17 protein-coding genes and 5 pseudogenes are annotated in these 23,397 nt (G+C 69.0%); 12 read left to right on the forward strand and 10 right to left on the reverse strand.

From position 1 onward, the window contains the following. Positions 1-298 precede the first annotated feature (298 nt). The 4 genes from GTY47_RS22665 (at position 299) to GTY47_RS22680 (ending at position 4,541) form a co-directional block, all read left to right on the forward strand. A complete protein-coding gene (locus tag GTY47_RS22665; RefSeq protein ID WP_010047195.1) occupies positions 299-1,360 on the forward strand; it encodes a LacI family DNA-binding transcriptional regulator in 1,062 nt (353 codons plus the stop codon). An 87-nt stretch (positions 1,361-1,447) separates the two neighbouring features. Beyond that, a complete protein-coding gene (locus GTY47_RS22670) occupies positions 1,448-2,713 on the forward strand; it encodes a sugar ABC transporter substrate-binding protein (RefSeq protein WP_029181683.1) in 1,266 nt (421 codons plus the stop codon). A gap of 10 nt (positions 2,714-2,723) precedes the next feature. After that, positions 2,724-3,683: a sugar ABC transporter permease gene (locus GTY47_RS22675; protein ID WP_010047199.1), complete on the forward strand. Its 960-nt coding sequence runs from the start codon at positions 2,724-2,726 to the stop codon at positions 3,681-3,683. A 126-nt stretch (positions 3,684-3,809) separates the two neighbouring features. Further along, complete coding sequence (locus GTY47_RS22680; protein WP_231911214.1) at positions 3,810-4,541, forward strand: carbohydrate ABC transporter permease; 732 nt, start codon at positions 3,810-3,812, stop codon at positions 4,539-4,541. A 102-nt stretch (positions 4,542-4,643) separates the two neighbouring features. On the opposite strand, the gene GTY47_RS22685 is transcribed toward GTY47_RS22680, so the two are convergent. The 6 genes and pseudogenes from GTY47_RS22685 to GTY47_RS22710 all read right to left on the reverse strand — a co-directional run bounded on the left by GTY47_RS22685 (position 4,644) and on the right by GTY47_RS22710 (position 9,757). Further along, the gene (locus GTY47_RS22685) at positions 4,644-4,808 is read right to left on the reverse strand and encodes a hypothetical protein (protein ID WP_158688461.1); all 165 of its coding nucleotides are present in this window, start codon (positions 4,806-4,808) and stop codon (positions 4,644-4,646) included. A 64-nt stretch (positions 4,809-4,872) separates the two neighbouring features. After that, positions 4,873-6,765, reverse strand: a complete 1,893-nt coding sequence (locus GTY47_RS22690) for an ABC transporter ATP-binding protein (RefSeq protein ID WP_010047205.1) — start codon at positions 6,763-6,765, stop codon at positions 4,873-4,875. 4 nt (positions 6,766-6,769) lie between these two features. Next, entirely contained in the window at positions 6,770-7,240 is a 471-nt protein-coding gene (locus GTY47_RS22695) for a lasso peptide biosynthesis B2 protein (protein WP_324604471.1), read from the reverse strand. 59 nt (positions 7,241-7,299) lie between these two features. Then, a complete protein-coding gene (locus GTY47_RS22700) occupies positions 7,300-7,557 on the reverse strand; it encodes a lasso peptide biosynthesis PqqD family chaperone (protein WP_010047209.1) in 258 nt (85 codons plus the stop codon). Positions 7,558-7,672: 115 nt separating this feature from the next. Further along, positions 7,673-9,511: pseudogene (locus tag GTY47_RS22705) on the reverse strand (asparagine synthase-related protein); the annotation flags it as partial. A gap of 138 nt (positions 9,512-9,649) precedes the next feature. Further along, positions 9,650-9,757 (reverse strand): keywimysin-related RiPP, encoded by a 108-nt coding sequence (locus GTY47_RS22710; protein WP_158688462.1) that lies wholly within the window; start codon positions 9,755-9,757, stop codon positions 9,650-9,652. Positions 9,758-10,293: 536 nt separating this feature from the next. Here GTY47_RS22710 and GTY47_RS22715 point away from each other — a divergent pair. From GTY47_RS22715 to GTY47_RS22730, 4 genes and pseudogenes are all read left to right on the forward strand, one after another. Further along, positions 10,294-10,611: pseudogene (locus GTY47_RS22715) on the forward strand (IS701 family transposase); the annotation flags it as partial. A gap of 848 nt (positions 10,612-11,459) precedes the next feature. Next, a pseudogene (locus GTY47_RS41905) lies at positions 11,460-11,649 on the forward strand (hypothetical protein); the annotation flags it as partial. 17 nt (positions 11,650-11,666) lie between these two features. Beyond that, positions 11,667-13,063: pseudogene (locus tag GTY47_RS22725) on the forward strand (MFS transporter). Next, positions 13,060-14,289: an FAD-dependent monooxygenase gene (locus GTY47_RS22730; protein WP_010047214.1), complete on the forward strand. Its 1,230-nt coding sequence runs from the start codon at positions 13,060-13,062 to the stop codon at positions 14,287-14,289. Before GTY47_RS22725 ends, GTY47_RS22730 begins: the two are co-directional and overlap by 4 nt. A 360-nt stretch (positions 14,290-14,649) precedes the next feature. On the opposite strand, the gene GTY47_RS22735 is transcribed toward GTY47_RS22730, so the two are convergent. The 3 genes from GTY47_RS22735 to GTY47_RS22745 are packed head-to-tail and all read right to left on the reverse strand — an operon-like array spanning position 14,650 to position 18,915. After that, complete coding sequence (locus GTY47_RS22735) at positions 14,650-15,342, reverse strand: response regulator transcription factor (protein ID WP_010047219.1); 693 nt, start codon at positions 15,340-15,342, stop codon at positions 14,650-14,652. Then, complete coding sequence (locus GTY47_RS22740) at positions 15,339-16,664, reverse strand: sensor histidine kinase (protein ID WP_010047221.1); 1,326 nt, start codon at positions 16,662-16,664, stop codon at positions 15,339-15,341. Before GTY47_RS22740 ends, GTY47_RS22735 begins: the two co-directional genes overlap by 4 nt. A 7-nt stretch (positions 16,665-16,671) precedes the next feature. Continuing rightward, positions 16,672-18,915, reverse strand: a complete 2,244-nt coding sequence (locus GTY47_RS22745; protein WP_010047224.1) for an MMPL family transporter — start codon at positions 18,913-18,915, stop codon at positions 16,672-16,674. Between the two features lie 390 nt (positions 18,916-19,305). Between GTY47_RS22745 and GTY47_RS22750 the strand changes: the two genes are divergently transcribed. Continuing rightward, the gene (locus GTY47_RS22750; protein ID WP_231911061.1) at positions 19,306-20,529 is read left to right on the forward strand and encodes a GNAT family N-acetyltransferase; all 1,224 of its coding nucleotides are present in this window, start codon (positions 19,306-19,308) and stop codon (positions 20,527-20,529) included. A gap of 97 nt (positions 20,530-20,626) precedes the next feature. On the opposite strand, the gene GTY47_RS22755 is transcribed toward GTY47_RS22750, so the two are convergent. Further along, positions 20,627-21,031, reverse strand: a complete 405-nt coding sequence (locus GTY47_RS22755) for a type II toxin-antitoxin system PemK/MazF family toxin (protein ID WP_010047232.1) — start codon at positions 21,029-21,031, stop codon at positions 20,627-20,629. A gap of 212 nt (positions 21,032-21,243) precedes the next feature. Between GTY47_RS22755 and GTY47_RS22760 the strand changes: the two are divergent. The 3 genes and pseudogenes from GTY47_RS22760 to GTY47_RS41680 all read left to right on the forward strand — a co-directional run. Further along, positions 21,244-22,427: pseudogene (locus tag GTY47_RS22760) on the forward strand (IS701 family transposase); the annotation flags it as partial. Between the two features lie 178 nt (positions 22,428-22,605). Further along, positions 22,606-23,094 carry an alpha/beta hydrolase-fold protein gene (locus tag GTY47_RS22765; RefSeq protein WP_010047240.1) on the forward strand — a complete coding sequence of 163 codons (489 nt, stop codon included), beginning with the start codon at positions 22,606-22,608 and terminating at the stop codon, positions 23,092-23,094. A gap of 18 nt (positions 23,095-23,112) precedes the next feature. Beyond that, positions 23,113-23,244, forward strand: a complete 132-nt coding sequence (locus GTY47_RS41680) for a hypothetical protein (protein ID WP_267880850.1) — start codon at positions 23,113-23,115, stop codon at positions 23,242-23,244. The last annotated feature ends 153 nt before the right edge of the window (positions 23,245-23,397 follow it).

Raw genomic sequence — 23,397 nt, forward strand, 5'->3', positions numbered from 1 at the left:
GCGCCTGTGGGAGCGGCCGGGCGACCCGTTCCCCTTGATGCGGCGTGCGCTGCTGCCGCTCGCGGCACGAACTCACTGGTATGACGGGCCGTCGGAGAAGTGTTCTCCCGGGTCCATATGGTGGTCGTGGGCGGCAACAACGTATCGGTGTTCACGGCCCGCGGTCTGCTCCACGTTCAAGGTATTGCCCTCCCCAACCCACCGTGCTTAAGGTCACCCCGCTTGTCGAATCGATTCGATCGATTCGATCGATGCGACAGAGCCGACGAATCCCGAGACGGGCCTGGTGGAGGTGGGGATGACCACGATCAAGGACGTCGCCCAGCGGGCAGGCGTCGCGCCGAGCACCGTGTCGTACGTCCTGAGCGGGTCGCGCAAGATCTCCGAGGACACCCGACGCGCGGTGCAGGTCGCGATCGACGAGCTCGGATACCACCCGCGCGCGAGTGCTCGTACGTTGCGCAGCGCACGGACCCGGGTGCTCGCGCTGGCCGCGCCGCGTGTGCCCGGGGCGTACCGGGCGGTCGACGGTCGGTTCGCGATCGACGTCACCGACGCCGCCCGTGTGCACGGGTACGACGTGCTGCTGATGACGGACAGCGACGGTGTCGCTGGGCTGCGCCGGGTGGCCCGCAGCAGGCTCGCGGACGCCGCGGTGCTGATGGCCGTCGAGGACCGCGACCCCCGTGTCGAGGTCCTGCGCGAACTGGGCTTCCCCGGGGCGCTGCTCGGTCACGACGATCACGCGGCGCTGCCCTGGACCGACCTGGACTGGGATGCCGCCGTCGCCCTCGCCGTGCGCGAGACCGCCGCTGCCGGACACCGGCGGATCCTCTTCCTCTCGTCGGCCGAGCACGAGGTCGCCGCGCGCCGCGGCTATGCCCTGCACGGTCTCGCCGGCGCCCGGCGGGCGGCCGTCGAGACCGGGGCCGATGTCCGCGTGATCCCGTCCCACTGCGACCCGGACGTCCTCGCGCGGCGGCTGAGCGAGGCGCTGGCCGCGCGGCCCGTCCCGACCGCGCTGGTCGTCCAGCACCTGATCCTCCTCCCCCGCCTGCTGGACGTGGTGGCGGCGGCCGGGTTGCGGGTCCCCCACGACCTGACCGTCGTGCTCGTCGGCAGTCTCCCGGACGAGCTGGGCATCCGGCATCTGCCGCGGATCGATCTGCCCGTCGCGGAGATGTCCACGGCCGTGACCCGGCTCGCCATCGGCGCGATCGGTCCCGGCCTCGACGACCGGTCATCGACTTCGCAGGAGCTCACCGCGGCACCTGCCTCGAGCATGCCTTCCGGCACGCCGCACCACGTGATCCAGCCGCGGATGGCCGGACCCGTTATCGCCCCGCCGTCGCCCAGCTGACCATTTGGACCGCCCGTACGGCACGGCCGGCGACGCACCGTCGTCGGACACCGCAGTCCAGAGCCGCACATGTAACGGAGGACCGCCTTGCCGTTGTTAGCAGGACGCATCAGAACAAGACGCGGACGCGTTCCCGCACTCGCCGCCACGCTCGCCGCCACCCTTGCCTGTGCTGTCGTCGCGCCATGGCTGACCGGCTGCGCCGCGGAGCCCGACCCGGGCACCGTCACCGTGCTCAACTCGGCGACCGACACCGCCGAACACACCGCCAACCAGCGGTTCTTCGACCGCTGCGGCAAGCCGCTCGGCTTGAAGGTCGAGCAGATCAGCGTGCCCGCCGACCAGATCGCCTCCAAGGCGCTTCGGATGGCGTCGTCCGACTCGCTCACCGATATCCTGGAGCTCGACGGCTCGGAACTGCCCCAGTTCGCGCAGACCGAGGGCCTGCGGCCGCTCGACGAGGTCGGGGTCGACACCTCCGGCCTCTCCGCGAGCGCGAAGTCCCTCGGCTCGTACGACGGCACCCAGTACGGCATCGCCCGTTCCGTCAACTCCCTCGCGCTGATCTACAACACCGAGCTCCTCGAGGACGCGGGCATCGCCGCGCCCACCACCTGGAAGGAGCTGCGGGCCGCCGCGAAGAAGCTGACCGCGGGTGACACGTACGGGATGGCCTTCAGCGCGAGCCCGAACGCGGACGGCGTCTACCAGTTCCTTCCGTTCTTCTGGTCCGCGGGCGGTGACGAGACCGAGATCGACAACGGCAGGGGCGAGGCCGCTCTCCAGCTCTGGAAGGACCTGGTCGCGGACGGTTCCGCCTCCAGGTCCGTCGTCAACTGGAACCAGCAGGACGTCAACGACCAGTTCGTCGCGGGCCGCGCCGCCATGATGATCAACGGGCCGTGGCAGGTGCCGGTCCTCAACGCCCAGAAGAACCTGGACTGGGCGGTCGCGAGCATTCCGGTGCCCGAGGCGGGCAAGCCGGCGGTGCCGCCCATCGGCGGCACCGTCATGGCCGTACCGAAGAACGACGAGGACCCGGCCCGCGAGAAGAACGCCGGCAAGGTCCTGAACTGCCTCAACTCCGAGGAGAACCAGCTGCAGTGGGGCGAGTCGGTCAACAACGTGCCCACCCGCGCCAAGGCCGCACAGGCGTACGCGAAGCAGAACCCGAAGCTCGCCGCCTTCGCCGAGCTCGTCACCACCGCCCGCTCCCGTACCGCGAAGGTCGGCACCGGCTGGCCGGCCGTCGGCGACGCGCTCGCGGGCGCTTTCCAGTCCGTGCTGACGGGCCGGACCAGTCCGGAACAGGCCCTGCACCGGGCCCAGCAGCAGGCTTCGACAGGGAAGTGAGGAACCGGCCATGACCGCCATCACCTCCTCGGCGCCCGCCACGGGCACCGCTGAAACGAAGTCCGCCTCCGGCCGCGCTCCGCTGCGCCGCGAGCTGCTGCGCTGGCTCTTCGTCGCTCCCGCGCTCGCCTACATGGCGCTCTTCTTCGGCTACCCGCTCGTCCGCAACATCGTGATGAGCTTCCAGCACTACACGCCGAAGACCTACTTCACCGGCGAAGCCCCGTTCAACGGCTTCGACAACTGGCGGGCCGTCTTCGCCAACGAGTTGTTCACCGACGCCCTGTGGCACACGGCCCTGTTCACCGTCGGCTCGCTGCTCGGCCAGTTCACCGTCGGCCTGGCCCTCGCCGTCTTCTTCTCCCGCCGCTTCCCGCTCTCCGGCTTCGTGCGCGCCATCCTGCTGCTGCCGTGGCTCGTGCCCATGGTCGTCTCCGCCGTCGTCTGGCGGCGCATCCTCGACCAGGACCACGGCATGCTGAACACCGCTCTCCACGCGGTCGGCCTGGTCCCGCAGGACGGCGTGCCGTGGCTGAGCAGCCCCGGCGTGGCACTGCTGTCGGCGGTCCTGGTCAACATCTGGATCGGCATCCCGTTCAACATGGTCATCCTCTACGGCGGCCTCCAGGAGATCCCGCGCGACCTGTACGAGGCCGCGTCGCTCGACGGCTCCGGCCCATGGCGGACGTTCCGCAGCATCACGCTGCCGATGCTGCGACCGGTGATCACCGTCGTGCTCGTGCTGGGCTTCATGTCGACGGTGAAGATCCTCGACCTGATCCTGGCACTGACCTCGGGTGGGCCCGCGGACTCCACCCAGACCCTGGGCACCGTCACGTACCAGCTCTCCTTCCTTCAGCTCGACTTCGGCCAGGGCGCCGTGGTGGGCAACGTCCTGATCCTCATCAGCGCGGTCTTCGCCGTGCTGTACCTGCGGGCCAACCGCGCCGACTTCGGCAAGGGGAAGTGACCGTCGATGAACCGACCGATGAACCGACCGGTGACCCGACCGGTGAACCTTCTCCGCGTTCGTTCGGTGTGGAACACCGCCGCCGCGCTGCTGATCCTCGCCGTGCTCCTCTTCCCTGTGTACTGGATGCTCAACACCGCCCTTCAACCCGAGTCGAGCATCGCCGCCACCGAGTGGTTCCCCCTCTCGCCGTCCCTGAAGAACTTCGACACGGCGATCAGCACCCAGGGCGGCTCGCTGCTCACCAGCCTCGGCGTCGCACTCGGCGCCGTCGCCGTCTGCCTCGCGCTCGCCGCGCCCGCCGCGTACGGGCTCGCCCAGTTCGGACTCCGCGGCGGGCAGGGCATCGTCTTCGCGACGCTGATCACGCAGATGGTTCCGGGCATCGTCATCGCCAACGCCCTGTACAGCGCCTATGCGCAGCTCGACCTCGTCAACTCCTATCTGGGGCTGATCCTGGCGGACGCCTCGCTCGGTCTGCCGTTCGCGGTCGTACTGCTGCGGGCGTTCATGGTGTCGATCCCGAGCGAGGTCGTCGAAGCCGCCATGGTGGACGGGGCGAACCGCTTCACCGCGTTCGTACGGATCGTGCTGCCCATGAGCCGCAACGCCCTGATCACGGCGGGACTGTTCACCTTCCTCTTCGCCTGGTCGGATTTCATGTTCGCGCTCACCCTCAACACCACTGACGACGTCAAGCCCATCACGCTCGGCATCTACCAGTTCGTCGGCGCACATGTCAGCGACTGGGGCGCGGTCATGGCGACCGCGGTGCTCTCCGCCGTACCGGCCGCGGTCCTGCTCGTCGTCGCCCAGAAGTACATCGCCGCCGGGATCACGGGCGGGTCGGTCAAGTAGGGCGGTTATGTTTCTCCGTCCGGGGCGCCGTCGTCGGTCTGATCGAGTGATCGAGTTCAAAGGGGCGGGCGTATCGCCAGGGCGTGCGTCAGTGAACGGACATCAGTGCGCGGTGAAGCCACCATCGACGGGGAGAGCTGTTCCCATGTCGGCGACCATCGGGGTGTCGATGACGCCGGGGCACACGGCGTTGATGACGCCCGCATCAGTCACTACAAAACGACGCGGACACAGCCCCTGAAACCGTCCAGCAATCAGTGCAAACACCGTTGTGAGGGTGTGCCTCGATGAGCTGGAGTTCGTCGAGGAACACCCTCGGCGGGGGTCGCGGTTACTGGCTGAGTAATTGTGTGCTCGCCAGTTCGCTGTAGAGAGCGTCACCTGTCATGAGCTGGGCATGGGTGCCGACCGCCCGTACTCGTCCCGCCTCCATGACCACGATCCGGTCCGCTCTGGTCACGGTGGACAGGCGGTGAGCGACTACCAACACTGTGGTGTCAAGGGCGGTTTCGGTGATGGTGTCGCGCAGCGCCGCCTCGTTGGCCGCGTCGAGCTGGGAGGTGGCCTCGTCGAGCAGCAGCAGTCCCGGGCGGCGTAACAGGGCGCGTGCGATCGCCACGCGTTGCCGTTCGCCGCCGGAGAGTCGGCTGCCGCGGTGGCCGACGTCGGAGTCCAGTCCACGGGGAAGGCGGTCCGCTACCGTGTCCAGGCGGGCCAGCCGCAGGATGCGGGCGAGTTCCTCGCTGGTGGGCTCGACGGTGCCGAGGGTGAGATTGTCGCGCAGGGTGCCGGCGAGGACGGGGGCGTCCTGCTCGACGTAGCCGATGGACGCGCGAAGCCGGGACAGAGGCCATTGCTGCACGTCCCTTCCGTCCAGGAGCACGCGACCGGAATCGGGCTCGTAGAAGCGCTCGATCAGGGAGAAGACCGTGGTCTTGCCCGCGCCGGACGGGCCGACGAAAGCGGTCAGCCCGCGTGCGGGAATGGAGAAGGAGACCTCCTGGTGGATGCGGGGCAATCCGGGGCGGTAGACGAAGCACACCCGGTGGAACGCCACGCCGAGCGGCGATCCGGCGCGTTCGGAGGTCGTGGTCAAGGAGGTGTCCGGGGCGGCGGAATCCGCCTCGGCAGCGCCGGTTCGCTCGCCGTCGTGGACTGTTGTGTCGCCTTCCCCCACCTGCTCCGCTTCCAGCTTCTCGATTTCCAGCTTCTCGACTTCCCCGATGCGGACGGCCGCTGCCGAGCCGACCTGGAGCTGACCGACGCCTTCGACCAGTTGGCCGATGCGCGGAGCCAGGGTGAAGAGGTAGAGGAGGAACGCGACGAGGGTGGAGATGCTGATGGCGCCGGAGGTGACGCGTGTGCCTCCCACGCCGAGCACCACGAGGAAGCTGACCTGGAAGACCACCGCCGACGACGTGGCCGACACCGCTTCCCACGCCGCGGCGCGTACCCCGGTGCGGCGGGCGTCCTCGGCCGCCCGGTGCAGCGCCGCCGTCTCCCGCTGCTCGGCGCCCGAGGCCTTGACCGTGCGGAAAGCGCCGAAGACCCGCTCCAGCGCGGCCCCGATGTGACCTACCGACTCCTGTGTGTGCCGGGTGGCGCGGCCGATGCGTGGGGCCACGACCGTAACGATGACGCCGACGAAGGCGATCACGGCGAGGGTGACGGACAGCAGCACGGCATCGAGCAGTCCCATCATGACGACAGTCGCCGCGGTGGCCAGCGTGCCGGTGACCGCCGCGGACATCGCCTGGGGCGCGGTCTGGAGCAGCAACGCCGTATCGGAGGTCACGCGGGCGATCAGATCGCCCGGCTCGGTGCTCTCCACCACGGGCACCCGCAGTCGCAGCAGACGGTCGGTCAGCCGGCACCGGGCGGCGCACACGATGGACTCAGCCGACCATTGCAGCACGTAGTGGCTCAGACCGACGAAGAGGGCCCCGGCAATCACCAGCAGACTGAGCACAATCACCGGTCCGGCCGCGGGCTGTCCCAGGCTCATGTCGTCCATCACGCGCTTGGCTGCCAAAGGCTGGACCAGGCCCATGACGCTGCCCATGAGTCCCAGGGCGACACCTGCGGCCATCCGCCCCCGCTGCCCACGCAGCTGACCTGCGAGGGCCCGGTACCCGGGCCGGAAGCCGCCCGGGTCCTCATGTGCACCGGACCCGGCGCGGCTGCCGGGTCCGGGAGGCGTCTCGACGAGGGGTGCCGTGCTCATCGGCTCACTCCACCGCGAAGAAGCGCCGGAAGTAGTCAGGCGAGGCTCCCTCACCGACGAGGACCCCTTCGGCCTCCACCCAAGCGTGTGCCGCAAACGGCGGGCGGCTACGCACTCCTACACACCAGGTGGGCCACTGGCCGTATACACGGCACAGCAGGACGGTGGCCAGGGACCTGGACAGGCATCCCTTGTGGCCTCCTGCGGCGAGGCTCACGGCGAGCACTGTCTCGCGTGCCGTGCTTGCCTCGGCGAGGGTCGCGGGCCTGGCGCCGCGGCGCAGCCGACGCAGGACAGCGCGGATACGGTCGGGCGGTTGCGTGGCCAGCACATGGGCGCAACACACGACCACCCGGGCCAGGAAACGGCGGGCCGGTGGGACGGAGCGTGGGCGGTACGGGACCGCCTCCGACGTTGACATGCGTGGCTCTCCGGTCTGGACGGACGGGGCTGGGCAGACGGCCTGTACGGCCATAGCCGAAGGACGGATCAGGCGGACGCATGGATTGCGCACCGACAGGCCGGGATTGGGGCTCAAGAGATGAGGAGTCCTGCGGAACACAGCTCTTCGACGATGCGGCGGACGTCCTCGGTGGCCCGGTCGACGTCGACGTTCTCGTACCGTGTGGTCAGGACCTCGACTGCGCGCTCCGCGCCGTGGCCGTCGAGGAGCGCCTGCAGGACGATGGCAGCGGTCGGGTTGAGGGTCCAGTACTCGGTGCTCCGCTGGTCGAGCAGTGCCATGCCGTACTCGGTCTCGGTCATCAGGACGCCGGGCTTCAGGGCAAACACCGGTTCACCTCTCTCGGTTCTCTCGGTTGGCGGCGGACAGAGCCGCGGATACAGAAGAGGGGTGGGGCGGGGCGGTGTTCCGACGGCTGGACGGCGCGGCCCGGCGAACGGGTGGTGGCGTCATCTCCCGTGAGCGCAACCAGACTTCGCAGGCGATGGTCGGGTGCAGCAGATAACTCTCCTTCTCTGCGGAGAGAGCACGACGGCACCATTCACGCAGCACCCGCTCGTCGACCAGGCCGAGCCGGGCGAGCCGGGAGTCCTCGCACAGGGCCAGCAGTGCACGGCGATGCTCGCGCAGCCCCGCTTCCTCCTCGAGCGTGGCGTTCGCCTTGGTGTCGCGGCTGCGGCTGGCTTCCGGGACGATGCCGCGCATGGCCTCGACGATGAGCGGCTTGTAGCACCACGGGGTGATCCGCTCTTGCGGCCGGACGGCGAGGGCCGCCTCGATGACGCGGGTGTCGTAGTAGGGGGCGCTGACGGCGATTCCCAGCGGAGCGGCCATCTGCCCGATGTGCCGAGCCACTTGGGAGATGCCGTCCATCGCGACCAGCTCGCGGTGTTCGCCGTGTCCCCTGCCCCGGGGTCGGACCTCGGACCTCGCCGCACGGAGTAGTTCGCGCGCTGCGGTGAGGGCATCGGGTGTGGCCCAGGGCGGCATCCGGGGCGGAATCGCCCAGCCTAGCAACGGCTCGTTGTCGGGCACCGCCGGTTCGGTCAGATCGCGGGCCACCTGGTCGAGCCACGCCCGGTAGGGGCTCCGGTCCAGAAGCTGGCGCAGCACTCTCCGCCGGGACCAGCGGTACTTGGCGGCGTATCCCCGCACGGCCTGCACGGCGATGAGGGGGTGGGTGAGCAGCAGCGTATGCAGACGGGCGGGCGTGCCGGCCAGGAGCTCGTCGCCGCCCAGGCCGATGAGGTGGAGGCCGGACCCGCGGGCGGCCGCCAGTTCCACGATGCCCATCCGGCGGTTACGGTCGACGGTGAGGATGCTGGGTGTGTCCAGGACGTCCTCAAGGGCGTCGATCCCGAGAAACGTCATGGCCACTTTCTGGGCGGGTACGACGTGATGTTCGATGCCGTTCAGCGCTTGGACGGTCCGCTCGGCCCAGTACACGTCGTCACCGGCCTCGTCATGGAGGGCGGCGGTGTAGGCGACGACCTTGGCGCCCCCGCGTGCCGCGGTGCAGCACAATGCTGTTGAGTCGAGCCCTCCCAGGTCCGACGTCACCAGGTCGCGCCCGCGGGTGCGCACCTCGACCGCTTCGGTGAGGGCTTCCCTCAGACGCGCGGCGCCGATGGCGAGCGGGACGACGGGGTCAGGCGGTGACCACCACCGCATGGTGCAGGTTCGCCCGTCGGGGTGGAGCGTCAGACAGTGCCCGCCGGGCACGGCCTGTAAACCGCGCCACAGCGGATCCCCCGCGCTGGGATACGGCGCGCCGAGGGTGAGCAGTTCGAGGGCGATTCGCCTCTCGTCCAGTTCGGCACCCACCAGTTCGGCGAGTACATCAGCCCGGTCAGACGCCACGCTCACCGGTCCGTGGCCGGGCGTGCCGGTCCGGGCATGAAACACACGGCGCAGATCCACGGCACCGGCCCGCATCCGTACACGGCCGCCGCCGCTGACAATCAGGTGGAAGCTGCCGGGCCAGTCGGCCGCGCGGTCCACCGCTGTCAGCGAGGCGGCGCCGTCGGCCGCGGCGGCGGCCCGCTCGGCGTCCCGCGCCGTGACGGCGTGTTCGCCGATCACCGCGACGCGCGTCCCGCCGTGCTCCGCCATCACGACGGTCTCCGGTGCCCAGCGGCCCACCAGCCATGGGCGCCCTGACGCATGCGGCAGGCTCCGGTCCGAGTAGCAGAGCGCCTTGGCAGCGAGGGCCCCGGCCGCGTCGGTGTCGGGCAGGACGACGAACCAGGCGGATACGGCCTGGAGTGACAAGGACTGATCCATGGGCCACGGTCTCCGGTCGGCGATGCTCGGAACAGAGGGCGGGTGGCGGCCGGCTGCCGCCACCCGATGGCCGGACCGGCTTAGCGACCGGCCGTACGCGCGATGCCCGGACCGCTCCGCGGTCGCGAGTGGCCTCTGTCAGAGGAGCTGCTTGCCGCCGAGGACGTCCTTCGGGCCCGTGTTCTTGATGCCGGTGACCTTGCGGAAGCTGCCGGCCTTGGTGAGGGTGGGGCGCTCGTAGGTCATGGTCTTTCTCCTTTTCACGCAGGGACGGTGTGCACAAAAGGCGCCTGTGCTTCGGATTTCAGCGACTGCCATCACGGAAGTCGAAAGCGGGAAATCCGAAGGACAACAATAAGTGCGACTAGCGTGATATCGCAATAGCATTCCATTGACATTGAGTGGCACTTAGGGGGCGCGCATTTCAAGTGCGCTACGGGTGGACAACCCTTTGCGCCCCCGCGACGGCAGGGCGAGCGGCCGCGAATGCACACGTGCCGGCATCATGAGTCCGTCACCTCGGACGACGCCACAATCAAATCGCGTGATGACCCGGCAAGCCCTACCATCCAGTCGCCTTCTGCATTTCTCCTGGTCAACGGCCTGACGGTGGGGACTACAACAGGCGGGTGGCATCCGTGAGGCGGGCCATGCTGTACGTCCTGTCGTGTCAGCCAGGCTGCGGCCAGCGCTGCCGTGCGCGCCACGATTCAGGCCATTTCAAGGTCTCAGCGTCGCAGTACGTTGACCCGCTCGTTTCGTGCCGTCCTCGCAGGCTCGCCTGGCACCGCGAAGAGCGCCGTCACTGGGTCCTCGCCCGCCGCAGCGTCAGCCGACCCGAGGAGATCTCCCACTACGTCGCCTACTGTCCGGCCGACACCACGCTGGACGAACTCATACGCATCGCAGGCAGCCGCTCGGCTGTCGAGGAATGGTTCCAGACCGGCAAGCAGGAGTGCGGCCTGGACGACTACCGGGTCCGCCGCTATCCCGGCTGGCGCCGCCACATTACCTTGGCGATGCCCGCCCACGCCCGCCTCACCGGCCGCCGTCCCACCCCCCAACGGCCACATCCTGCACTGGTCGACATGGCGCCGTAGACGCCAACACCAAGCCCGCATCAGTCACTGCAAACGACGCGGACACAGCCCCTGAAAACCGCCCAGCAATCAGTGCAAACACCGCTGCAGTATCAGAGGTCATCTCATTGGCTCGGCAGGCTGCGAGCGTGGTGGGGATCCGAGCGTGGTGGGGATCATTGAGCGACTGGTGCGGGATGAGGTGTGGGAGTTGTTCCAGCGTGGTGCCGGCGGCGTCGCCGCGGCCTCGAGGAGTCGGTCGGCGCAGGCACAGTGACCGGGCGGGGCCACGGCCCGGCCTGAACTCCTCCCACCGCCTGGTGTGGGCGGACGGCGGTTATGCCGGAAGCCCAGTCGACTGGGCCCGCGAGAAGCTCCGCCTCTCGCGGGAGATCGTCAGACGCACCGACGACACGACGGGGTCGTGGTGGTGCCGCGCAGGTGGGTAGTGGAGTTGCAGGGCGAGCCGAAAATTTCCTCCGCCCATAGAGGCACTTGGCCAGTGCGAAGGCCGTGGGAAGTGAGTTCCTGCAAAACGGCGTCCGACGGAAGGCGTCCTCAGTGGCGTCACACTTCCGGGACGACTTCTTCGACTGCCTGCCCATGCGTGGGACACGCACCTCTCTCTTAACCGGGAGCCGGTGGGCGAACTACCTGAGCACACGGGTCCGAACTCCTGGTCAAGCCTCGCCCCGCCCCGAGTCGGCTTGTAGTGCGTAGGCACCAGGACAGGTGAGTGGCTGGTCCGGGTGCACCAGGCCAAGACGGGTGCGGGGGACGATGCCCGTCAGGGCGCCGGAGGGAAGTGTGGGAGGCGCGCGGGATCTCGCGCATTCCTCTTGTCCAGTGGTGTCTGGAGTGATTCGCAGGTGGCGGCTTTTCTTTACCGGATCGGGCGGTGGGCCTTCCGGCGGCGTCGGCTCGTGGGTGGTCTGTGGCTGGGGGGTCCTGGCGGTGCTGGTCGTCGCCGCTGCCGCCGTGGCGCCGGCGGGGGCGGAAGAGGGCCTCTTCATGCCCGGCGCCGAGTCTCAGAAGGCGTTCGATTTGCTGGACGAGCGACAGTGAAAAGGGCGTCCCTGTCCGAAGCCGTGGTCTCCCCGGCCCGCATCGGGTGGCTGCCGATCGGTGTCCTCGGCATCTTGGCACTCGCCCTCGGCACCCTGCAGTCAGTGGTGGAGCCTGCGCTCCCGCTGCTGCAACGTGAGCTGGGGGTCAGTCCTTCCGAAGGGGCCTTGATCGGCAACGCATTACTCATCACCGGCGCGGTCATCACACCCGTCGCAGGAAAACTCGGCGACCGCTACGGCGGAAAGCGGGTGTTGGTCCGGCTGATGGGTGTGGTCTCGGTGGGTGGTCTGATGGCCAGCCTCGCGCCGAACCTGCCGGTGTTGTTGGTCGGTCAGGTATTGCAGGGCGTCATGGTGGGTGCGCTGCCCCTCTCATTCATCCTGGTGCGCAAACACCTCACGGCAGGAGAGTCACAGGCGGCGATCGGGCTGGTCGTCGCGCTGTTCACGGGCGGCGGCATGGTGGGGACGTTGTGTGCCGGGCCGATCGCGGAAGGACTGTCCTGGCAGTGGATGTTCGCGCTACCGACGATCGCGATCATCGCCACCACGTTGGGCGTGACTCGGCTGATGCCGCATGATCCGCCGATCCAATCGGACGACGGGATCGACTGGCCTGGCACGGTTCTGCTGAGTGGCACGTTGCTCGCGTTCATGCTCGGGCTCGTGACGGTGACGAGGGACGGCGGCGTGCCGTCACTTGCGGTCGGTGCCATCGCGGTGGTCGTGGTCGCCCTCGCGAGCGGGTGGGTCGTCGTCGAGCGCCGGGCAGCCTCGCCGATGGTCGATCTACGCATGCTGGCAAAGCCGGCTATGTGGAACGCATGCGTGCTCACCTTCGTCATGACCGCCAGTTCCGGGATGGTGCTTTTCTCCTCCCGCAGTTGTTCGCGGTATCGGCCGAGGGGTACGGATTCGGAGCCAGCACCACCGACATCGGACTGTTCCTGCTGCCCGGCGCCATCGCCGGGGCGGTAAGTGATTCGGTCGGCGGGATCGCGGCGCGGCGTTTCGGTCCGCGTGCCGTGGTCATCGTGGGCACCGTCGTCACGGCCGCCACGATGATCGCCCTGGCGTCGCTGCACACCGCGGAATGGCAGCTCGTCCTCGCGAAGGTGCTGACCGCGTTCGCCGCGGGCGTCGGTACCACGGCGTTGCTTGCCGGCACGGCCACCGCCATCGAGACCAAGGACATCGGCATCGCCACCGGCCTGCTCGTGGTGACTCGCGTGATCGGCGTCGCCCTGGGCGCCCAGCTCGCCGGCGCGATCCTCGACGCCGGAGCCGAGCCGATGACGGGCCGGCCGGCCGAATCGGCTTTCGTCACAGGTTTCGCCGTCGCCGGCCTCGTCGCCGCGCTGTCACTGCTCGTTGTCCGCATCACGAAGAAAGGAGTCCAGGCATGACGTCTACCGGGCTGTCGATGGACGTGAGTACTACCGCGAAGCGCACAGTTCTGATCTCCGGGGCGAGTATCTCCGGACCCGCGCTGGCGTACTGGCTGCACCGGTCCGGATTCGCGGTCACCGTGGTGGAGAAGGCAGGCGCACTGCGCGACGGTGGTTACCCGATCGATGTCCGCGGTACCGCGATAGAGGTGGTCCGGCGGATGGGAATTCTGCCGCACCTGCAGGACGCGCACATCGACTCGCGTCGCTTCACTTTCCTCAACGCCGATGGCAGTGAGGTGGCTTCGCTCACCCCGCGTGCCGTTGCCGGCGGTGTCGAGGGACAGGACCTCGAGGTGCGTCGGGGGGATCTGGCCGCGAACCTCTACGCGATAGTTCGCGACGACGTGGAATTCCTGTTCGGCGACTCCATCGACACCCTCGACCAGTCCGAACGAGGGGTCGAGGTTCGTCTGCACAGTGGGCAACGGCGCACCTTCGACCTGGTGGTCGGCGCCGACGGTATGCACTCACATACCCGGGAGTCCCTGTTCGGCCCCGAGGAACAGTTCCACCGCTACCTCGGCTACTGCTTCGCCATATTCACCATGCCGAACACCTTCGGGCTCGCCCGCGAGCTCGTGTTGTGGAACACGCCGGGGAAAGCCGCGGCCCTCTACGCCGTCGGGGACAACGACGAGTTGCACGCCTTCCTGAACTTCCACCAACCAGAACCGCCGGTCGATGCCCTCCGGGACCCCGACGCCCAGCGGGACCTGGTCGCCACGATCTTCGCAGGAGCGGGATGGGAAGTCCCTGGCCTGATCCAGGCCATGCGCGACGCGGATGACCTGTTCTTCGACACGGCCGGTCAGATCCGTATGCCCCACTGGTCCAGCGGCCGCGCCGCGCTCGTCGGCGACGCCGCGTACGCGCCCTCGTTCCTCACCGGACAAGGCACAAGCCTTGCGTTGGTCGGCGCCTACATGCTCGCCAACGCCCTGGCCACACACCGCGATTACACTGCGGCCTTCGCCGCCTACGAGCGCGACATGCGCGAGTTCGTAGCCATGAACCAGGCACTGGTCGACAACGGTGCGGCCACGCTCTTCCCCACCACAGTGCGGGCCCTGGAGCAACGCAACACCATTTTGCGTGACCTCGTCACCATGCCCTCCGCGAGCGCACGACCGGCCCACTCAGCCCTGACGCTGCCCGAGTTCGCGGCCGATGCCGTGACCTGATTGTCCAGCCGGACTTCTCCATTTCCGCTGTTCGAAGGCTTGGGTGGGGGGAGGGCAGGGGGACGGCAGGCCGGATGTGCGACTACGTGCGCGGCCTGCTCGGCTCCATGGGCCCCATGAACAGCTGGTAACTCGCCGAATTCGCGGGGCACTCCCCCTGGGAGTGACTACAACGCCTGCTGTCCCAAGCCGCGGGGACGTCGACCGCCGCCGCGGCGACCTGTTGCCCACCCCGAACAGCAGGCCCGCTCCCCGATCGAGATGCCGGGTAGCGGTGATGACGGGAGTGGCCAGCGGCGTCCACAATGTCGCGGCCAGGGGTGTTCAGACCGCGGACCGGCACGCTCTGCCGGTTTCGGACTACGAGAGGCGGTCCGCGCCGCCTGCGGGGCCGGCTTGGGCCAGGCCCGTCCGGTAGGCGATGACGACGAGTTGCGCCCGGTCGCGGGCCTCCAGCTTCGTCATGGCGCGCTGTACGTGGGCGCGAACGGTGAAGGGGCTGAGGAACATCCGCTCGGCGATCTCCTGGTTGGACAAGCCGGTCGCAACCGCAGCCACCATCTCGCGTTCTCGCGGAGTGAGCGCCGCGAGCTGTTCGGAGTGGTGCGGCGAAACTACCTCCGGTGTGGCCAGGAAACGGGCCACCAAGGAGCGGGTGGCGGCGGGAGACAGAAGGGTGTCGCCGTCGGCGATCGTACGCACGGCGTCCAACAGGTCCTCGGCCCCGATGCCTTTGCCGATGAAGCCGCCGGCCCCGGCGCGCAGCGCCTGTGCGACGTACTCGTCTGTCTCGTACGTGGTGAGAATGAGGATGCGGCTGGCCCGCAGTTCCGGGTCCGCGCAGATCTCCGACGTGGCGGTGAGACCGTCCACCTCGGGCATACGGATGTCCATGACCACCACGTCCGGGCGCAGCTCCCGGGTGAGTCTCACCGCCTCCCTGCCGTCAGCGGCCTCGCCGACCACGGTGATGTCGTCGGCGCTGTCGAGAAGCATCCGGAAGGCACCGCGCAGCAGGGCCTGATCGTCGGCGAGCAGCACCCGGAGCGTCACGGCGCATCCCTCGTATCGCCGTCGCCCGTCCGTCCGTTGCCTGACCCTCCGTCGCCCATTCGCCCCTCGATGGTTGTTGCTCCGTCAGTTCTCCGCGTCGTGCCCTTGGCGGGCGGGAGGGGCAGCTGGGTGGAGACGAGGAAGCCGCCCTCCGGGCGCCTGCCCGCGGAGAGGTGTCCCCCGACCGCGGTGGCACGTTCACGCATTCCGATCAGACCGTAACCGGGCGGACGGTCCGCCGCCGTGGACGCACCCGGTCCCGTGGATGCGGTCGGCGCCGTGCCGGAGCCCTGGCCGTCATCGGCGACGGTGATGGTCACGCGATCGCGGTTCCAGACGAGGTGTACCCGGGCGCTACCGGTGCCGGCGTGTTTGGTCACGTTGGTCAGGGCCTCTTGGACGATGCGGTAGGCGGTGAGGTCCACTCCCGGCGGCAGCGGCCTGGCCGTGCCCTCCTGTTGGACCGACACCTCCAGACCCGCGCGGCGGAAGGACTCGAGGAGCGTGGAAAGCCGGGACAGCCCGGGCGCCGGTTCGGCGGGCGTGGCCGCGTCCCCGGACTGACGCAGCAGACCGACCGTGGCCCGCAGGTCGTCGAGCGCGTCCGCGGTGGTTTCGACGAGCTCCTTGAGGCTCATGCGGGTCTGCTCCGGGCGGGTGTCGAAGAGGTGGGCGGCGACCGTGGCCTGCGCGTTGGCCAGGGTGATCTGATGGGCCACGAGGTCGTGCAGTTCCCGGGCGATGCGCACCCGTTCCTCGGCCACTCGCCGGCGCGCCTCGCTGTCCCGGCTCTGCTCGGCCCGCCGGGCCCGCTCCTCCACGGCCGCCAGGTAGGCCCGTCGGTTCTGCACCGAGTGACCGAGTACGCCGGCCACCAGAGGAAACACGGCCACCACTGCCATCCGGCTCGCGTCTTTCCACGAGAAGTCCCCGAACAAGGGGATGGAGGCAACCAGCACCGTGGAGGTGAGCAACACCGCGCTCGCCGCGCGCCGTTCGGTGCGCGCGGCGAGCGCGTAGGAGTAGGCGGTGATCACTACGGGGGCCACGATGAGTGGGGTCAGCAGGAGGCCCAGGGGCGGCACCAGCACGCCGACCGCGGTCGTGGCCGTCAGGGCGGCCAGGGGTGCCCGGTGCCGCACCGGCAGTACGGCACAGGACACCACGGCGACGACGTAGGCGGCGGCAGGCGGCGCTGACAGCGTGTCGTCGACCTGTATCACACCACCGAGCAGACAGAACGCGAACGCCGTCGCCGTGATCGCTGCCTCCCGCCACCACGCACCGCGTGGCCGTGGCCCGCCGCCACCCGGTTTCGTCATGGCCGGCTCAGTCCCGGCCTACGGGGAGCCGCCGCACCGCCGCGTTCGGCCCGGTCGCGGAGACCGGGACGTGCCGGCTCAGTGCCTCACCTTCGATATCCACATTCGGCAGCACACGGTTCAGGATACGAGGCAGCCACCAGGCCCGGTGGCCGAGCAGTGCCAGGACCGCGGGTGCGATCGCCATCCGGACCACGAAGGCGTCGAAGGCGACGGCGGCGGCCAGGCCGACACCCATCGTCTGGATGGTCGGACTGCTCATCCCGATGAATCCGGCGAACACGCTGATCATGATGATCGCCGCCGCGGCCACCACACGTCCGCTGTGCCGGAAACCGTTGACGATCGCCTCGCCGGGGCACGCGCCATGGGCGTAGGCCTCCCGCATCCGGGTGAGGAGGAAGACCTCGTAATCCATGGCGAGGCCGAACACGATGCCGATGATGAGAATCGGCATCAGCGACATGACCGGTCCGGTCTGCTCGATGCCGACCAGGTCCGCCGCCCAGCCCCACTGGAAGACGGCGACGAGGACGCCGAAGGCGGCCCCCACCGACAGCAGGAAGCCGAGCGCGGCCTTGACCGGGACCAGGACCGAGCGGAAGACCACCGTCAGCAGGAGCACCGCCAGGCCGATGACCACGGTCAGGTAGGGAATGAGGGCGTCTGACATGGCTTCGGAGATGTCGATGTTCATCGCGGTGGTGCCGGTCACGAGGATGGCGGCGCCCGTGTCGGCCTCGACGCCCAAGACCGCGCCCCGGATCGCGTGCACCAGGTCCTTGGTCTCGCCGCTGTTCGGCGCGGTCTGCGGGACGGCGGTGAGAACCGCCGTGTCCTTGCTCCGGCTGAGCACCGGCTCACCGACCGACGCGACCCCGTCCACTCCCCGTACGGTCTTGACGACCAGCTCCGAGGTGGCCCGGGGGTCCGCGGACTCCGACGTGTCCACGACCACGGTCAACGGGCCGTTGAAGCCGGGGCCGAAGCCCTGTGACAGCAGGTCGTAGGCACGGCGCTGGGTGGTCTCCACCGACTTGGACTCGTCTCCGGGCAGCCCGAGTTCGAGGCTCAGCGCCGGTAGCGCGACGGCCCCGAGACCGAGTCCGGCGATCAACAGCACGGGCACCGGCCTGCGCAGCACGAACCGCGCCCAGCGGGTGCCGAGCCCAGGCCGGCCGACCGCGGTGGGCACCCGGTGCGGGCGCTCGCTCCCCGGCCGGGTGGTCTTGCGGACGGCACGGGACAGTACCCGCCGACCGAAGAAGCCGAACAGCGCGGGGACCAGGGTGAGTGCGACGAGTACGGCAAGGGCCACGGCGCCCGCGCCGCCCATGCCCATCTTGGTGAGTTCGGGTATTCCGACGACCCCCAGCCCGGCCAGGGCGATGAAGACGGTCGCACCGGCGAAGACGACGGCGGATCCGGCTGTGCCCACCGCCCGGCCGGCGGCCTCCTCCGGCTCGCTGCCCCGGGCGCGCTCGTCGCGGAAGCGGGAGGTGACGAAGAGTGCGTAGTCGATGCCGACCGCAAGGCCCAACATCAGTGCCAGGATGGCGACGGTGGACGTCAGGCCCAGTGGAACGGCCAGCGCGGAGACCAGGCCGAAGGCGATGGCCACGCCCACGAGGGCGGTCAGCAGCGACAGTCCGGCCGCGACCAGTGACCCGAGGGCGAGGACCAGTACCACCGCCGCCACCGCCACGCCGATGATCTCCGTCGTACCGCCCGGTTCCTCCTCCGCGTCCAGGGCCGAGCCGCCGATCTCCACGGTCAGCCCCGCGTCCCGGGCCCGGCTCGCGGCGTCCTCGAGGGCGCTCTTCGTCGGCTGGGTCAGGTCGACGGCGTCCGCGGTGTAGGTGATCGTGGAGTAGGCGATGGTGCCGTCCTCGCTGACAGCGCCGGTCTCATAGGGGTTGGTGGTCGACGCGACCTGATCGCCCCCGTCCAGCGAGCCGAGCGTGTCCTCGACGGCCGCCTTGTTCTCCCTGGCCGTCACCCGCTGCCCGTCCGGAGCCTGGAACACCAAACGGGCCTCGGCGCCCTGGGAGTTGCTCTGGGGGAAGCGCTCGTCCAGCAGGTCGAACGCCTTCTGCGACTCGGTGCCGGGCATGGAGAGGTCCTCCTCCTCCCCGGTCGGCGCCATGGCGGCGGCGCCAATGGCCAGCAACAGGACACCCAGCCACAGACCACCCACGAGCCGGCGCCGCCGGAAGGCCCACCGTCCGATCCGGTAAAGAAAGGTCGCCACCTGTCGATCACTCCAGACGCCGCTAGGCAAGGGGAATGTGCGAGATTCACGCTCCTCCAACCCTCCGCTCCAGCGCCCCGCCGGGCATCGCCCCCCGCCACCGTCTTCCCCTGGTGCGCCCGCACCAGCCGCTCACGTGCCCTAGTGCCTGCGCACTACAGGCCGACTTGGGCCGCCGGGCGGGACTTGACCTGGAGTTCAGTGGCCTGGGCTATAGCCGGACTGTCACGGCCGTGACCGAGTGGGGCGCGCCGACGGTGTCCCACCGGGACTCGGGCTGCGACACGGACACCGCATGAGCCATGCGAGCACAACCCAGCCTGCTGGTCCGAGAATCGCAGATCGGGTGGTCACGGTGGTCACGGTGGCCACGCACAGCCTGGAGCAGGTTTGAGCGGCATCAAGCACGTAAAGGTCTCGCTGGACTCCGCGACGAACGTCGCAGCGCCGGGCGATGCTGCTCGACCGGGAAAGCCGAGGACATCCGTGTCGGAACATGAGCCAGCCGTCCGCTACACCGAAGTCGCGAACCAGGATGTGCGCAGTCTGCGGACGCGTTACTGCCGGTTGCACACCGACGGAGGCGCACCGGTCGCCGAACTCGAGGCGCTCTCCTTCCGCGTCCGCTTCGGCGCGGTCGCCGTCGCCGCGGAAGGCATCGGCGGCGTGGAGACCCGGCCCGAGTTCCGGCAACAGGGACACATGAGCCGGCTCCTCCGCCGGGCGCTGGTCGGCATGGCGCAGCGGGTGGACGTCGCGTTCGTGTCCGACGGTGTCGAGGGGGTGTACGAGAAGTTCGGATTTGTCGGCGCTGTGGCGGACGGGGCTCTGGTCGTCCCCGTGCGCAACGTGGAACGCGCGACCGGGAAGGATCTGGCGGCTGCCGTCCCGGGTTTCGACAGCGGCTCGGCCGCGGATCTGCCGGCGATGGTCCGTCTGTACAACACCGCTCACGCTCAGCGGCCCTGGACCCATGAACGGCACGTCGGCTGGAACCGGCTCGTTCCCCAGGCCACGTGGAAGCCCGGGTCACAGACCCTGGTCCTGCGCAACCACGACTCACTCGCGGGCTATGCCGTGCTGGAGGGCCGGGCCTTCGGCGACCCCTTGGGGTCGGTGGTCGTGGACGAGTTGGTGGCCGAGGACGCAGCTACGGCAGCCCGTATGCTCGCGGCCCTCGCCCGGCTGTGTTGGCGGAGACGCTTGAGCGAATTCACGGTCCGGGAGCCGGCCGACAGCCTGGTAGGTCGCGTGGCACGCCATATGGGCTGCACCGAGCAGCGCGGGTTTCGACCGAGCGGCGGCATGATGGCGGCGGTTCTCAACCGGTCGTCGCTGGTGCGCAAGCTCGAGCCCGAGCTGCGTCGGCGGGCCGGCGGACAGCGGCCGGACCAAATTTACGACACGGCGCTCGCCGCACTGCGACGCGGCGATCTGATCCCCGATGACACGGCGCTCGTCCGGCTGCTTCTCGGCCACTGGTCGACCGGCGACGCCGATGCGGTGGGCGTGGCGATGCCCGACCGGTACCGCGACCTCTGCTCGGCTTGGTTTCCCGGAGGCAGCACTTTGCCCCTGCCGGCCCCGTACGCCCACCGCCTGGACCGCTACTAGTACTCCAGCGTAGATCGTGATCTTGTTGCGGGAGTGCGGTGAAGAGGGGGCAGCGGTCAGTCGTCGACGAGATCGAGCTGGGCAGCACAGGCGTCCGCTACTCGAGTCCTTCGAGACGGCGGGCATCTTTGATCTCGCTGATCCTGGCAGCTGTCATCGGGGTCCACTCCCTCCTCTGTCCAGCGGCACGGAGGGCTTCTCCAACCTCGCTGAGCTTCACGGAGGACAACACGCCCGCCCGCTCGATCAGGTCGTCCCGGGCCACGGTGGTCAGCCATGTGCACGGAGTAAAGCCTGGACGCGGGAACGCGAACCGGAGCACGCCGTCGAAGGGCAGTCCTTCCGGGGCTCCTACGGCCACTTCAACGCCCAAGCCGCTGATGTCGACGCCCGCTGGCGCGACGACCTGCATCGCCTGAAACCCGGATGACTCCTCGTCCGAGAGCAGCACGACCGGGCGTCGCTCATCGAAGTCGACCCACCAGACTTCACCGCGTTGCATGTGTCCTCCTGGCACGAGACGGCGGGCGAACGCTGCGTGCCCCGTGCGGGACACGGAAGGGATGCGGCCCCGTCTTCGCACGTCGTGACCGAGGGCCGGTGAAGACGGGCGCAGCCACCGTTGATCATCGGTGTGTGAAGACTGAAGATCATGCGGTGGCCGCGAGTCACAGCGTAGACCCTGCCCGCTGGCAGGAGACGTTCGAAGTCCTGATGTCCCGGACAGCGGGCCGGTTCGCGCGGGTTGAACCCCGGCGTCGGGTGCGGGACTTGGTGCTGGGGCTGCTGTCGGACCTGCCGCGCAAGAACTGCTGGAGCATCGCCGAGCGGGCCCGGCAGGCCAGTCCGCGTGGAATGCAGCACCTGCTCGGCGGGCCTAAGCGGGATGCCGACACCGTACGCGATGACGTGCGCGAGTACGTGCTGGAACATCTGCACGACGACGATGCGGTGCTGGTCGTCGATGAGACCGGGGACGTGAAGAAGAGCACGCACACCGTGGGTGTCCAGCGCCAGTACACCGGCACGGCCGGGAGGATCGAAAACGCTCAGGTCGCTGTCTACCTCGTCCATGCAGGCCGCCGTGGACACGCGGCGAGCGACCGCGAGCTGTACGTCCCGCGCTCGTGGACGTGCGACCCCGGACCGCTGCCGGGCGGCGGGACTGGGCGAGGACACCGTCTTCGCGACCAAGCCGGAGCTGGCCGCCCGCATGATCGGCCGGTTCCTTGAGCGGGCACTGTGTGGGCTGGGTCGCGGGCGATGAGGTCTACGGCGGCATCTTCAAGCTGCGGGCCGCGCCGGAAGGGCGCCAGGTCGGCTACGTGCTCGCCGTTGCTTGCTCGGCCGAAGTCACCACGGCTGCGGGGAAGGCCGGGCAGATGCCCTGGCCGTGAAGGTGCCGAAGTGGGCCTGGCTGAAGCTGTCGGCAGGGGCCGGCGGCAAGTGGCACCGCTTCTACGACTGGGCCGTCATCGGCCTGGCCGAACCCCGCCTCGGCAGCCACCAACTGCTGATCCGCGCCGCAACCGCAGCACCGGTGAACTGACTTACTACCGTTGCCGGTCGCCGGCTGCGGTGCCTTTGGCCACGCTGGTGCGGGTCGCCGGGTCGCCGACGAGCACCAGGTCCGCCGGTTCACCTCGTGGTCTCGCTGGGTCACCCTGGTCATGCTCGCCCGCGCCTTTCTCGCCGTCGTCCGCGCTCACGGACACGCCCGCCATTCCGCCCCGGACGGGCTGATCCCGCTCACCTGCAACGAGATCCAGCGACCGTTCACCACGCTCGTCGTCCGGCCCGTGCACGGTGCAGCCCACCGGCTCGGCTGGTCCGACTGGCGACGCCGCCAGCAGGCCCGAGCCCAGGCCAGCCATTACCGCCGACAAGCAAGCGAATCAGACCCGAAGATCACGATCTACGGCTGGAGTACTAGCCGTTCATCGAATATGGAGGTCACCGAGGCTTCTCCAACCAGTGTTGACGGGTAGGCGTCGAGGTCTTCCAGGATAGGAAATTCCTACACTGAGCCTTTCCAACCTCTCACTGAAGCTGCGAGGTGGAGGGTCCTCATCCTTGATGGTGTTCCAGGACGGGTGGTGGTACCTGGACCCCGCAGGGGAGGTACGCGGCGCGATCGTCCTGGACAACCTCATTCACCGCGGCGACATCCCCGTCACCATCGGCGTTTTCGTCGATCCTGGCGTCTTCCCCGATGCGGAGAACCCGAAGAACCGCAACAACGAGTACGACGCCTTCGACGACCAGTACGTCACCTTTCTCCTCACCGAGATCATCCCGCGAGTTGCGCAGCGCTATACCATCGCCCTGGCGCCCGAAAGGTGGGGCATCTGCGGCGGGAGCAGCGGCGGCAACTGCGCCTTTACCGCCGCGTGGCTGCGTCCGGACAAGTTCCGCCGCGTCATCGGATACCTGTCCAGCTTCGCGCAGATGCCGGGCGGCAATCCCTTCCCAGACCTCATCACCCGCGTCCCCCGCAAGCCGCTGCGCATCTTCATGCAAGGCGGCCACCGCGACCTGCACTGGAATGAGCCGCAGCGGAACTGACTCGCCGAAAACCTGCGCGTGGCAGCCGCTCTCGCTGAAGCGGGCTACGACTTCCGCCTTGTCCTGGGAGACGGCGGACACAGCCCCAACCACGGCGGCGTCCTGCTGCCGGACGCTCTGCGCTGGCTGTGGCGGCCTAGCGAGGATTGATCGATACCTGCTTGTCCAACCTGGCGTCGGCTGCGGTGAGGGGGGCCGCACCCTGGTCGCACAAAGGCGTGAAGCTCCTGGCGGCGAGTTCACAACTGAGATCACTCGCTTGACCAGGGGCCACGGTATACCGCTAAATCCGTGAGGCCGTGG

The sequence above is a fragment of the Streptomyces sp. SID5464 genome (genome assembly GCF_009862985.1).
Classification (GTDB): domain Bacteria; phylum Actinomycetota; class Actinomycetes; order Streptomycetales; family Streptomycetaceae; genus Streptomyces; species Streptomyces chartreusis_D.